The organism is Micromonospora sp. CCTCC AA 2012012, assembly GCF_040499845.1.
In the GTDB taxonomy this organism is placed as follows: Bacteria; Actinomycetota; Actinomycetes; order Mycobacteriales; family Micromonosporaceae; genus Micromonospora; species Micromonospora mangrovi.
Map to the genome: position 1 here is coordinate 753989 of NZ_CP159342.1, position 12502 is coordinate 766490.

At 73.4% G+C, this 12502-nt stretch carries 9 protein-coding genes; 5 read left to right on the forward strand and 4 right to left on the reverse strand.

Translation table 11 applies throughout. The features are described from left to right. Positions 1-74: 74 nt before the first annotated feature. The gene (locus tag ABUL08_RS03520) at positions 75-881 is read right to left on the reverse strand and encodes a TrmH family RNA methyltransferase (RefSeq protein WP_350934453.1); all 807 of its coding nucleotides are present in this window, start codon (positions 879-881) and stop codon (positions 75-77) included. 95 nt (positions 882-976) lie between these two features. Here ABUL08_RS03520 and ABUL08_RS03525 point away from each other — a divergent pair, with 95 nt between their 5' ends. Continuing rightward, a complete protein-coding gene (locus ABUL08_RS03525; protein ID WP_449288899.1) occupies positions 977-2653 on the forward strand; it encodes a PucR family transcriptional regulator in 1677 nt (558 codons plus the stop codon). 98 nt (positions 2654-2751) lie between these two features. Here ABUL08_RS03525 and ABUL08_RS03530 read toward each other — a convergent pair whose 3' ends face one another. Beyond that, positions 2752-4101 (reverse strand): hypothetical protein, encoded by a 1350-nt coding sequence (locus tag ABUL08_RS03530; RefSeq protein ID WP_350934457.1) that lies wholly within the window; start codon positions 4099-4101, stop codon positions 2752-2754. 88 nt (positions 4102-4189) lie between these two features. Here ABUL08_RS03530 and murD point away from each other — a divergent pair, with 88 nt between their 5' ends. Further along, positions 4190-5536: a UDP-N-acetylmuramoyl-L-alanine--D-glutamate ligase gene (murD, locus tag ABUL08_RS03535; RefSeq protein ID WP_350934460.1), complete on the forward strand. Its 1347-nt coding sequence runs from the start codon at positions 4190-4192 to the stop codon at positions 5534-5536. A 6-nt stretch (positions 5537-5542) separates the two neighbouring features. On the opposite strand, the gene ABUL08_RS03540 is transcribed toward murD, so the two are convergent. Next, a complete protein-coding gene (locus ABUL08_RS03540) occupies positions 5543-6505 on the reverse strand; it encodes a hypothetical protein (protein ID WP_350934462.1) in 963 nt (320 codons plus the stop codon). A gap of 249 nt (positions 6506-6754) precedes the next feature. On the opposite strand from ABUL08_RS03540, the gene ABUL08_RS03545 reads away from it, so the two are divergent. Both ABUL08_RS03545 and ABUL08_RS03550 read left to right on the forward strand, forming a co-directional pair. Further along, positions 6755-8056 (forward strand): aspartate aminotransferase family protein, encoded by a 1302-nt coding sequence (locus ABUL08_RS03545; RefSeq protein ID WP_350934464.1) that lies wholly within the window; start codon positions 6755-6757, stop codon positions 8054-8056. Then, the gene (locus ABUL08_RS03550; protein WP_350934466.1) at positions 8053-9546 is read left to right on the forward strand and encodes a CoA-acylating methylmalonate-semialdehyde dehydrogenase; all 1494 of its coding nucleotides are present in this window, start codon (positions 8053-8055) and stop codon (positions 9544-9546) included. The genes ABUL08_RS03545 and ABUL08_RS03550 overlap by 4 nt, the downstream gene beginning before the upstream one ends. Here ABUL08_RS03550 and ABUL08_RS03555 read toward each other — a convergent pair. Continuing rightward, positions 9518-10885, reverse strand: coding sequence for an acyltransferase family protein (locus ABUL08_RS03555; RefSeq protein ID WP_350934468.1), 1368 nt, complete (start codon positions 10883-10885; stop codon positions 9518-9520). The genes ABUL08_RS03550 and ABUL08_RS03555 overlap by 29 nt on opposite strands. A gap of 192 nt (positions 10886-11077) precedes the next feature. On the opposite strand from ABUL08_RS03555, the gene ngcE reads away from it, so the two are divergent. After that, entirely contained in the window at positions 11078-12496 is a 1419-nt protein-coding gene (ngcE, locus tag ABUL08_RS03560; RefSeq protein WP_350934471.1) for an N-acetylglucosamine/diacetylchitobiose ABC transporter substrate-binding protein, read from the forward strand. The last annotated feature ends 6 nt before the right edge of the window (positions 12497-12502 follow it).

Genomic DNA, 12502 nt, shown 5'->3' on the forward strand with positions numbered 1-12502 from the left:
TGCCGCCGGGGCCGAAGTCTTCTCCGACAATGCCGGCACCTGGGCACACCGAAAGGTGGGTGCCCCGGCGCCGGTCAGCCGGTCCGGTCGCGGGTCAGTTCGTAGAAGGTGATGGCGGCGGCGGTGGCGACGTTGAGCGAGTCGACGTTGTTGTGCATGGGGATGGCGACGCGGACGTCGCTGGCGCGCAGCGCGGCCGGGGTGAGGCCGGGGCCCTCCGCGCCGAGGAGCAGGGCGGGGCGTTCCCGCTGGGCCGGGGTGAGGTCCCGCAGGGCCACCGCGTCCGTCGCCGGGGTCATCGCCAGCAGGGTGAAACCGGCGTCACGGACGGTGACGAGTGGTTCGGGCCAGGTGTCGGTCTTGGCGTACGGGATGGCGAAGACCTCGCCCATGCTGACCCGGACGGCCCGGCGGTAGAGCGGATCGGCGCAGTTGGGTGAGAGGACGATGGCGTCGATGCCGAGGGCGGCGGCGCTGCGGAACAGGGCACCGAGGTTGGTGTGCGTGTTCAGGCCCTCGAGGACGGCCAGGGTGCGGGCCCCGGCGAGCAGGTCGTCGAGGGTGGGCAGCGGGCGGCGGTGGAACGAGGCGAGGACGCCGCGGTGGACGTGGAAGCCGGTGATCGACTCCAGTACCGCCTGGGTCGCGGCGTACACGGGTGCGTCGGCGGGCAGGCCGGTGAGCTGGTCGGCGCGCTTCTCGTCGACCAGCGCCGAGCGCATCGCGTAGCCGGCGCGCAGCGCCCGCTGGATGACGAGTTCGCCCTCGGCGATGAAGAGGCCGTTGGGCGGCTCCCAGCGGGTACGCAGTTCGAGGTCGGTCAGGGCCCGGTAGTCGCCGATGTGCGGGTCGTCGGGGCTGGTGATGGCGATGGTCGGCACACCGGACATTGTGCCGACCGGTGGCCGGGCCCCCCGCTGCCGGTACGCGGACGGTGACCTTCGCACCGGAGGTGACGCAGGGTAGCGTGTCGGCCGTGTTCCCTACCGTCCGTGAGGTCCTCGCGCTCGACCCGGTCCGCCACGGCGCGCCCCGCCTGGTTGCCGGGGAGGGCGGGCTGGACCAGCCGGTCCGCTGGGTGCACGTGACCGAGGTGCCGGACATCGCCCCCCTCCTCGGCGGGCGGGAGCTGGTGCTCACCACCGGCATCGGGCTGCCCGCCGACGACGCCGGCCTGCGCGCCTTCATCGGCGACCTGGCCGACGTCGGCGTCTCCGGCCTGGTGGTGGAGCTGGGCCGCCGCTACGTCAGCGGGGTGCCCCGGGTGATGGCGGCGGCCGCCGAGCGACGCGGCCTGCCCCTGGTCGAGCTGCGGCGGGCCACCCCGTTCGTCCGGATCACCGAGGCGGTGCACGCGCTGATCGTGGACGCCCAGCTCACCGAGCTGCGCGCCACCGAGGAGATCCACCAGCGGTTCACCGAACTCTCCGTCGAGGGCGCCGGCCCGACCGAGGTGGTACGCCACGCCGCCGAGTTGGCCGGCTGCCCGGTGGTGCTGGAGAACCTGTCCCGGCAGGTGCTCGCGTACGACCCGGCGGGGGAGAGCGCGGAGCTGCTGCTGGACGGCTGGGAGCAGCACTCCCGGCGGATCCGGCCGGCCGGGCGGACCGCGTACGACCCGGACAGCGGCTGGCTGGTGACCACCGTCGGCGCGCGCGGCCAGGACTGGGGGCGGCTGCTGCTGCGCTGGCCGACCGGCACCCCGCCGACCCGGCTGACCATCCTGATCGAGCGGGCCGCCTCCACGCTGGCGCTGGGCCGGCTCATCCGGCGCGACGCCGAGGGGCTGGAACGGCAGATCCACCGCACCCTGCTCACCGCCCTGCTCGACCACTCCCGGCCGGTCGACGAGGTGGCGCTGCGGGCGAAGGCGCTCGGCGTGGTGCTGGACCGCCGGCACCTGGTCGGCGTGGTGGTCCGGCACCGGGCGGACGACCCGGCCGGGGACGCGCCCGCCGAGACCGGCCCGGAGGCCGGTCCGGCCCGGCTGCGCGACCTCGCCGAGGCGGTCGGCCAGGCGCTGCGCGAGGCCAGGCTGACCGGCCTCACCAGCGCCGTCGACGACCAGGCGGTGGGGGCGCTGCTGGCGCTCCCCGACCCGACCGGCGAGGAGAAGGCGCTGGCCGCGTTCGCCGCCGCGTTGCACCGGGTACGCCTCGACGCCGTCCCGCCCCGCGCCGGGCGGTCGGGCGGCGCCGAGCCGGCGGCGGTGATCGTGGCCGCCGGTTCCGGGGTGGGCAGCCTGCGGGAGGCCGGGCGGTCGCTGGCCGAGGCGCGCCAGATCGCCGAGGCGGCTCGTCGGGACCGCCGTGACCTGCCGATCTTCCGGCTGCCGCACGTCGGGCTGGCCGGCCTGCTGCACCTGCTGCGGGACGAGCCCCGGTTGCAGACCTTCGTCGAGCGGGAACTGGGCGCCCTGCTCGCCCACGACGCGCAACACCCCCGGGAGCAGCTGCTCGGCACCCTGCGGGCGTACCTGGAGCAGGGCCGTAACAAGTCCGCGGCGGCCGTCGCCGCCCACCTCTCCCGCCCGGCCTTCTACGAACGCCTGGCGCGTATCGCCCGCATCCTCGACGCCGACCTCGACTCGGTCGAGACCTGCCTCTCCCTCCACGTCGCCCTGCTCGCCCTGGACGCCGTCCGCACCCCCTGACCGCCGTTGATCAAGAAGTTTGCGTCAGGAACGGGCTCCGGACTGACGCAAACTTCTTGATCAACGCGCCTCAGGGCGGGGAGGGCGCAGAAAGGGGGTCAGGTGAGGGCGGTGAGGGTTTTGGCGTAGGGGGCGGGGATGTGGTTGGGGCCGCCGGGGGTGAAGACGTCGGAGGTGGCGGCGGCGGACCAGGCGGTGTCGGGGACGGCGTCGACCAGGGCGCGGACCACGGGGGCGTCGCGCCACTGGGGCTGCTCGGCGAGGAGGCTCAGGGCGACCACCGACTCCTCGACCTCGCCCACGCACTCGAAGGGCTTGTGGCCGTCGACGCCGAGCAGCTCCCGGTAGCCGGGAATCTGGGCGGGGTCGGCGAGCAGGTCACCGCCGAAGATGTGGGTGACCCGCTCCCGGGACATGAACGGCGCCATGGCCAGGAAGACGAAGCGGCACTTCGGGCAGTTGCGGCACCAGCGCTCGCTCGCGTCACGCAGCTTGAACGCCGCGTTGCAGCTGGTCACCACGTCGTCGTAACGGTCGATCGCGGCGAAGAGCCGGGCGATGTGCAGCTCGGAGAGCGACCGCAGCAGCGAGAAGTACGGCTCGGTGAGGCCGGCGTGCTCGGCCAGCGCCGCCCGCAGCAGCCCCTCCGCCTCGACGCCCTTGGACCACTGGTGGTTGATCTCGTGACCGTTCCAGATCAGGTTCGGGTCCGAGGCGGAGCGCTCGTTCGACATCACCACCGGGCCCAGCCCGTGCAGCACGGCGGTGGCGACCGCGATCAGCGAGTTGATCGCGGTGACCGGGATGTGCCCGTTCAGCGCGCCGGCGGCGTTGAGGTCGAACAGCACCGGGTCGATCCGCCGGCGCGCGGCCAGCGGCACCAGGTCGGACGCCTCGTTGACCGAGACGATGACGTGGTTGGGGTTGACCGAGAAGGGCACCGGGTCGAAGCCGGCCCGGCGCAGCGCCTCCAGGCTGACGATCGAGTCCTTGCCGCCGCCGACCGTCGACAGCGGGCGACGCTCCGAGGTGTCCAGCGGCGCGGCCGGCTCCGGCGAACCGGCCGGCACCTCGGGGCGGAGTTCGAGCACGTGCGGCAGCTGGTTGCGGTACGCGTACTCGGCGAGGCCCTTGGTGTAGACGGCGGTGACCAGCTTGACGGCGCCCGCGCCCAGCGGCGTCGGCAGCACCAGCCGGTGCGGCGCGGCGGCCTTGTAGTAGCTGACCCCGGCGACGACGTGCAGCAGTTCGAGGACCCGGTTCAGGGTGGCTACCGTCTCGTCCGAGGGTGGCTCGGCCGGCAGCGGCAGCGTGATCACCTCGGTGAACCGTTGCTCGCCGTCCGGCCCGGTCAGGGCGTAGTCGAACAACGCCTCGCCGGTCGCGAAGTCGATCGAGTAGGACGGGAAGGTGAAGGCGTCCATCCGCCGGAGCTGCTCGTTGGGCACACGCCATACTAGGCCCTGGTTCGTCCGCCGTGTCCGGCTGCGTCGGACCCCACCCGCCGATCGCCGTCGAAACCCCCGAGGAGAGCCTGTGCGCCTGTCTGACCTGCGCGGACGTACCGTCGCCGTCTGGGGGGCCGGCCGGGAGGGCCGGGCGGCGGTGACCGCGATCGCCGCGCACGGCCCGGCCGACCTGGTCGCCGTGGACGACAGCGCGAACTTCCTCACCCTGCCCTGGGAGGGGCCGCTCGCCGCGGCGGCGCCGCTGGTCACCGGGGAGGAGGGCTTCGCCCGGCTGGCCGCCGCCGACGTGGTGGTCCGCTCGCCCGGCGTGCCGAGCACCCACCCGTGGATGGTGCAGCTACGGCACCGGGGCGTGACCGTCACCCAGGGCAGCGCCCTCTGGATGGCCGACCACGCGGACCGCACCGTCGGGGTGACCGGCAGCAAGGGCAAGAGCACCACGTCCAGCCTGATCAGCCACCTGCTGGCGGCGATGGACCGGCCCAACGTCTTCGGCGGCAACATCGGCGTGCCCTTGCTCGACCTGCCCGAGGCTGAGCTGTACGTGCTGGAACTCTCCAGCTACCAGTGCGCCGACCTGGCCGACTCGCCCCGGGTCGCCGTGGTCACCGCGCTCTTCCCCGAGCACCTCGACGCGCACGGCGGCGAACGCGAGTACTACCGGGACAAGCTGAACCTGCTCGACCACGGCCCGCACACCGTGGTCGTCAACGGGGCCGACCCGCGCCTGGCCCAGGAGCTGGGCGACCGCGCGGTGGTCCGCGCCGGTCGGCCGGAGACCACCCACGTCGCCACCGGCCCGGACGGCACACCCTGGTTCCACCTGCGCGACCAGCCGCTCTTCCCGCGCGCCGTGCTGCCGCTGGTCGGCCGGCACAACGAGGGCAACCTCTGCGTGGCGCTGGCCGTGCTCGACGCGCTGGGCGTCGAGGTGGTGGCCCGCAAGGACACCCTGGCCGTGGCGGTCGCCGGGTTCCAGGGGCTGGCCCACCGGCTCACCGAGATCCCCGACCCGTCCGGCCTCACCTTCGTCGACGACACCCTCGCCACCAGCCCGTACGCGGCGATGCACGCGATCGACGCGTACGAGGGGCGGCCGTTGACGGTGATCGTCGGCGGCACCGACCGGGGCCTGGACTACACCCCGCTGGCCGAGCACCTGGCCGAGCGGGAGATCACCGTGATCGGCATCCCGGACAGTGGTCCGCGCATCGTCGAGGCCCTCGCCGGGCTGCCCCGGGTACGGACCGAACTCGCCGACGACCTGGTCGCCGCGGTGGGGTTGTCCCGCAAGCTCACCCCGGCCGGCGGGGTGGTGCTGCTCTCCCCGGCCGCCCCCAGCTACGGCCGGTTCCGCAACTTCGAGCACCGCTCGGAGGTGTTCGCGCAGGCGGTCGCCGACACCGCGCGCTGACCCCGCTCAGTCCAGCGCCGCGTGCAGGGCGCGCAGCGACCGGATCGCCGAGCGGATCTCCTGGAGGTACCGCCCCGGGGTGAGGGTGGGCTCCGGCAGCCGGGCCAGCGTGGCCAGCGCCGGGTCGACCCCCACCGTCTCGATCCCACAGCCGTACGGCAGGGCCAGGGTGCGCAGCGCGTCGCAGTGCTGGAACGGCACGTAGATCGGCGCGGTCACCATCAGTACCGGGTCGCCGACGCTCAGCCGGACGTGCTCCGCCCAGAACCGCTGGGTGTCGGCGGTGTGCGCCCGACGCCGCTCCGGTTCGCTGGACGGGGCGGCGAGGACCCGTACCGGTGGCCCGCCGGTCGGCCGGTAGGTCCGGGACGACCAGGCCCGGTGCGGATGGTCGGCGTCCACGCCGACCTGCTCGGTGGGCCGGTCCACCCCGAACGCGGCCCGCACCCCGGCGTCCAGGACGTCGACCTCGGTGGCGCAGCCGGTGACCCCGACGGCGGCCAGGATGTCGTGCTCGGCGGGGGAGAGCGGCCGGAAACTGCCCAGCACGGCGACCTCGCCGTCGACCCCGGTGCCGGTCCGCACCAGGTGCGCGGCGTACGCGGTGCGTCGCAGGCAGGCGTGCGCGAGCCCGCCGAGCACCAGCAGGTGGGCGCAGCGGGGTCGGGTCGACGGGGTGGCCCGGACCAGCCCCAGTGCCTCGGCGCAGGCGAGGACCAGCCCGGCGGTGGCCGGGTCGACGGCGGGCTCCCGGGCGTCGGGGCGTTCCCGCCCGTCCCGGAAGTCCCAGTGCCGGGCGGAGAAGTCGTCCAGCCCGGCCAGCACCGCCGCCAGGTCACCGGCCGGCCAGTCGCCGCCGAAGTGCCCGACCAGGCTGCGCAGCGGGGGAGACCCCACCCAGGCCCGGATGCCGGCCGTGAGTTCCGTACCGCCGGTGCCGGTCGGCAGCGCCACCTCGACTCTCCGCACCGGCGGATGCTACCGCCGTCACCCGGGTGGTCCCCGGACGCCGGAGCGGTCCTGCGGAATGAGTGGTTGACCGGGCTGTCGGCGGACGGAATCGTGGGCAGGAGTCACGCTTCGCCCCGAAAACCGTATCGAGCGGGTTGACGCGGTGTCAGGCGGGCGCGGCGACTGCGCTACAGAGTGACAGTTGTCCCTGCCGCCGCGCGGTGGGAGCGTGCGAGGACGCCGACCGCCGCTGAAGGGTGCCCCACGATGACCTCCGACGACCTGCTGGCCCGGCACCGGGCCGTGCTCCCGTCCTGGATGCCGCTCTACTACGACGAGCCGATCGAGCTGGTCTCCGGCTCGGGTCGCCGGGTCACCGACGCGCAGGGCCGCACCTATCTGGACTTCTTCGGCGGCGTGCTGACCAACATGATCGGCTACGACATCCCGGAGATCCGGGAGGCGGTCGAGCGGCAGGTGGCCACCGGCATCGTGCACAGCTCCACGCTCTATCTGATCCGCCAGCAGGTCGAGCTGGCCGAGAAGGTCGCCCGGGTCTCCGGCATCCCCGACGCCCGGGTCTTCTTCACCAACTCCGGCACCGAGGCGAACGAGGCGGCGCTGCTGGTCGCCACCAACCATCGCCGCTCGCACCAGATCCTCGCCGTGCGCAACAGCTACCACGGCCGGTCGTACGCGGCGATGGGCGTCACCGGCAACCGGAGCTGGTCGGCCAGCGCGCTCAACCCGCTCCAGGTGGCCTGGCTGCACTCCGGCGAGCGGCTGCGTGGCCTGCTGTCCCGGCTGGGCCCCGACGAGCAGGTCGACGCGGCGGTGGAGGATCTGCGCGAGGTGCTCGCCACCCAGACCGCCGGGGACGTGGCGTGCCTGATCGCCGAGCCGATCCAGGGCGTCGGCGGCTTCGTGCACCCGCCGGACGGTCTCTTCGCCGCCTGGAAGAAGGTGCTCGACGAGTCCGGCATCCTCTTCGTCGCCGACGAGGTGCAGACCGGCTGGGGGCGCACCGGTGAGCACTTCTGGGGCTACCAGGCGCACGGCGTCACGCCGGACCTGCTCACCTTCGCCAAGGGCATCGGCAACGGCTTCGCCCTCGCGGGCGTGGTCGGCCGGGCCGACGTGCTGGAGTCGGTGCCGGCGATCAGCTTCTCCACCTTCGGCGGCAACCCGGTCTCCACGGCCGCCGGCAACGCCGTCCTGGACTACCTGCTCGACCACGACCTCCAGGCCAACGCGGCGCGCGTCGGCGCGATCCTCGCCGACGGCCTGCGGTCCGCCGTCGGCGACCTCGACTGCGTCGCCGAGGTACGCGGCAAGGGGCTGATGCTCGGCGTCGAGTTCGTCCGGCCCGGCACGACCGAGGCCGACCCGGCGATGACCGTCCGGGTCTTCGAGGCGTGCAAGGCCGGCGGGCTGCTCGCCGGCAAGGGCGGCCTCTACGGCAACGTGCTGCGGATGGGTCCGCCGCTGACGCTGACCGAGGAGGAGGCGCGCGAGGGGCTCGCCATCCTGGTCGACGCGATCCGGTGCAGCGCGGAGGTCGCGGCATGAGCGGGAGCATCGGGCACTTCGTCGACGGCAAGCGGATCGGGGGCAGCTCCGAGCGGCGCGCCGACGTCTTCGACCCGGCCACCGGTCGGCGTACCGGTGCGGTGGAGCTGGCCTGCGCCGCGGACGTGGCGCGGGCGGTCGAGGCCGCCGAGCGGGCCGCGCGGAGCTGGCGGGACGCCTCTCTTTCCAAGCGGACGGCGGTGCTCTTCGCGCTCCGCGAGCTGGTCCACGCCCGCCGCGACCGGCTGGCCGAGCTGATCACCGCCGAGCACGGCAAGGTGCTCGCGGACGCGGCGGGCGAGGTGCAGCGCGGCCTGGAGGTGATCGAGTACGCCTGCGGCATCCCCTCGGCGCTGCGCGGCGGCTTCTCGGAGAACGTCTCCACCGAGGTCGACTCCTACAGCCTGCGTCAGCCGCTCGGGGTGGTGGCGGTGATCTCGCCGTTCAACTTCCCGGTGATGGTGCCGCTGTGGTTCGTGCCGGTCGCCATCGCCTGCGGCAACGCGGTGGTGCTGAAGCCGAGCGAGAAGACCCCGAGCGCGGCGCTGCTGCTGGCCGAGTGGTTCGCCGAGGCGGGCCTGCCCGACGGGGTGTTCAACGTGGTCAACGGCGACAAGGAGGCGGTGGACGCGCTGCTGGACCACCCCGGGGTGAAGGCGGTCTCGTTCGTCGGCTCCACCCCGGTCGCCCGCTATGTGCACCAGCGCGGGTCGATGGCGGGCAAGCGGGTGCAGGCGCTCGGCGGGGCGAAGAACCACATGGTGGTGCTCCCCGACGCCGACCTGGACCTGGCGGCCGACGCGGCGGTCAACGCCGGCTTCGGTTCGGCGGGGGAGCGGTGCATGGCGATCTCCGCCCTGGTGGCGGTGGAACCGGTCGCCGACGCCCTGGTGGCGAGGATCGCCGAGCGGATGGCCGGGTTGCGCACCGGTGACGGTCGGCGGGGCTGCGACATGGGCCCGCTGGTGACCGCCGCGCACGCGGCGAAGGTCCGCTCCTACGTGGAGTCCGGGGTCGCGGCCGGCGCGGTGCCGGTGGTGGACGGGCGGGACACCGTCCCGGACGGCGCGGCGGAGGGCTTCTGGCTGGGCCCGACGCTCTTCGACCACGTCACCCCGCAGATGTCGATCTACACGGACGAGATCTTCGGCCCGGTGCTCAGCGTGCTGCGGGTCGGCTCGTACGACGAGGCGGTCGAGCTGGTCAACGCCAACCCGTACGGCAACGGCACGGCGATCTTCACCAACGACGGTCGCGCCGCCCGGCGCTACCAGCACGAGGTGGAGGTCGGCATGGTCGGGATCAACGTGCCGATCCCGGTGCCGATGGCGTACTACTCCTTCGGCGGCTGGAAGGCGTCGCTCTTCGGCGACCTGCACGCGCACGGCGCCGACGGGGTCGCCTTCTTCACCCGGGGCAAGGTGGTCACCAGCCGCTGGCCCGACCCGAGCGGCGGTGGGGTCAACCTCGGCTTCCCCACCCAGACCTGAGCAGCCGCAGCACTCCCGCCCCGGCCAGGTACGCCACCAGCGCCGGGGCGGGCAGCCCCAGCGGTTCCGGGGCGGCCTTGCGGGTCAGGCTGTTCAGCAGCAGCCCCGCCACCACGCCCGCGTAGCCGGCCACGACAGCCCCGGTGCGCAGGGGCATCCGTCCGCCGTGCCGGGCCGCCGCCGGGTCACCGGGCGCGGCGGACCGCCGGCTGCGCGCTTCGATCGGGCCGAAGACGGCGACCAGCGCCGCCAGCACCACGGCGAGCGCGGCCAGCCAGGGGACCCGCCACGCCCACCACGCCGCCGAGCCGACCCGGGGGGTGGGCAGCACGCCGAGCGCGTCGAGCAGCCCGACCAGCAGCACGGCGGCGGTCAGGTGCCAGAGGAAGACGGTCAGCACCACCGCGTTGACCGCGATCACCGCCTGCCACGGGGCGCGGCGGCGCAGCCAGCGGGTGGCCGGGTCGCGCAGCAGCAGGACCAGCCCGAGCTGGGTGGTGGCCGCCGCGAGCAGCGCCAGGCTCGGCGGCGCGGCGTTGTCCAGCCGCTCGCCGGGCACGTTCAACATCACCACCGGGTACGGCCCGGGCACCGTCAGCAGGATCAGCGTGAGCAGCCCGCCGGCCAGCAGCACCAGCGCGGCCCGGCGGGACGTGGGCAGTCGGCGGCGGCGCGGCAGGTCCGGGGAGCGGGCGTCGTACCAGGCGAAGCCGACCTGGTGCACGGCCAGCCAGCCGAAGAGGTAGTTCCCGGTCGCCAGGCCGGCCGGCCCGAGCAGCCGGCCCAGGTCGCCGAGCGCCACCAGACCGACCAGCACCAGCGGCACGACCAGGCCGTAGCGGCGGTGCAGGGCGTACATCGGTGGGGTCAGCGGCACCACCACCAGGTAGGCGACGAGGAACCAGAGCGGGATGGTGGCGAACCAGACCACGGTGCGGACCTCGGTGGCGGCGGCACCGCGGGATGACGCCACGGCGGCGCCCACCGCCAGCACCACCAGCAGTGCGGTGGTGGGGCGGACCAGCCGCGCGCTCCGGTCGACCAGCCAGTCGGTGGCGCCGCCGCCCCGGGCGCGGTGGGTGGCCAGTGCGGCGGCGTTGGCGTACCCGCCGACCAGGAAGAAGACCGGCATCACCTGGGCCACCCAGGTCAGCGGCCAGACCCAGGGCAGGTCGCCCAGGGCGGAGTGCCCGGTGGGTCGGCCGGTCGGGTCGTGACCGATGACGGTGATGCCCCAGTGACCGATCACGACCATGGTGATGGCGAGCGCCCGGAGCAGGTCGACGTACCGCTCCCGGGTGGCCGGAGTGCGCTCGGCGAGCTGCCGCAGGCGGCGCATGGGCCCAGGCTATGTCAGCCCCGGTTGGCCGGTGCTGATAACGGTTCGGCCGTCGGGTCTTGTGATCCGCGTCCCGCTGTCGTAGAAATTCTTCAACAACTTTGCGTGAGCTGAAGACAAGCGACAGCACCGTGCCTCGACCCGACGGCCGCCACCCCCAGCGGACGCCCGTACCCGAACCGAGGAGATGTGATGAACAGGCGTGACATCCTGCGGCGCAGCGCTGCCGCCGGCCTGCTGGCCACCCCCGCCGCCGGCCTGCTCGCCGGCTGCGCGACCTCCGGCGGCGACGACGACAAGGGCGACGCCGGCACCTACCAGGGCACCAAGAGCGCGCAGAACCCGCTGGGCGTCAAGGAGGACGCCCCGCTGGAGGTGGTGATCTTCAACGGCGGCTTCGGCGAGGAGTACGCCAAGGCCCACGAGGCGATGTACCGGGAGGCCCACCCGAAGGCGAAGATCAACCACTCCGCCACCCAGGAGATCAACAAGACGCTCCAGCCCCGCTTCGTCGACGGCACCCCGCCCGACGTGGTGAACAACTCCGGCGCCGGCCAGATCGACCCCGGTGGCCTGGTCGCCCAGAACGCCCTCGCCGACCTCGGCGAGCTGCTCGCCGCGCCGAGCCTCGACATCCCCGGCAAGAGCGTCAAGGACACCCTGCTCCCCGGCGCCGTCGAGGTCGGCTCCTACGACGGCCGGTTCCTGGTGATGAACTACACCTACACCGTCTACGGCATCTGGCACTCCACCAAACTCTTCACCGAGCGCAACTGGCAGTACGCCAAGACCTGGGACGAGCACATCGCCCTCTGCAAGCAGATCAAGGCCGCCGGCATCGCCCCCTGGACGTACGCGGGCCAGCACCCGCGCTACATGAGCTGGCCGCTGATCTCCACCGCGATCAAGTTCGGCGGCCCGTCGGTCGCCACCGCGATCGACAACCTGGAGCCCAACGCCTGGAAGTCCGACGCGATGAAGGCCGCCGCCGACGCCTGGTACCAGATCGTCAAGGACAAGTTCATCCTCGACGGATCGCCCGGCCTGGACCACAAGCAGTCGCAGACCGCCTGGTGCCAGGGCAAGGCCGCCTTCATCTCCTGCGGCTCCTGGCTGGAGAGCGAGCAGAAGGACGTCACCCCGGCCGGGTTCGACATGACCGTCGCCCCGACGCCCAGCCTGAGCAGCGGCGACAAGCTGCCGTTCGAGGCGATCCGCGGCACCGCCGGTGAGCCGTTCATCGTCCCGGCCAAGGCGAAGAACGTCGCCGGCGGCCGGGAATACCTGCGTACGATGCTCTCCCGCAAGGGCGCCCAGGACTTCACCAGGAAGGTCGCCAGCCTCACCGTGGTGGCCGGCGCCACCGACGGCGTCGAGCTGCCGTTCGGGCTGTCCACCGTGGTCAAGGCGCTGGAGGCCTCCGGCGCGAACGGCTTCAACTGGGTCTACAACAACTACTACCGCAAGCTGGAGCGCAACCTCGTCGACGCCGCCTGCGGCGAGTTCTTCAGCGGCCGGTCCACCCCGGCGCAGTTCCTCGACCAGTGCCAGAAGGGCGCCGACTCGATCGCCCAGGACAGCTCGATCAAGAAGTACAAGCGGGCCGCGTGACGTCCC

Excerpts from the sequence above, each read along its gene's own strand:
- ABUL08_RS03545 (WP_350934464.1), top strand. The coding sequence starts at position 6,755 with ATGACCTCCGACGACCTGCTGGCCCGGCACCGGGCCGTGCTCCCGTCC.
- ABUL08_RS03550 (WP_350934466.1), top strand. The coding sequence starts at position 8,053 with ATGAGCGGGAGCATCGGGCACTTCGTCGACGGCAAGCGGATCGGGGGC.
- ABUL08_RS03555 (WP_350934468.1), bottom strand. The coding sequence starts at position 10,885 with ATGCGCCGCCTGCGGCAGCTCGCCGAGCGCACTCCGGCCACCCGGGAG.
- ngcE (WP_350934471.1), top strand. The coding sequence starts at position 11,078 with ATGAACAGGCGTGACATCCTGCGGCGCAGCGCTGCCGCCGGCCTGCTG.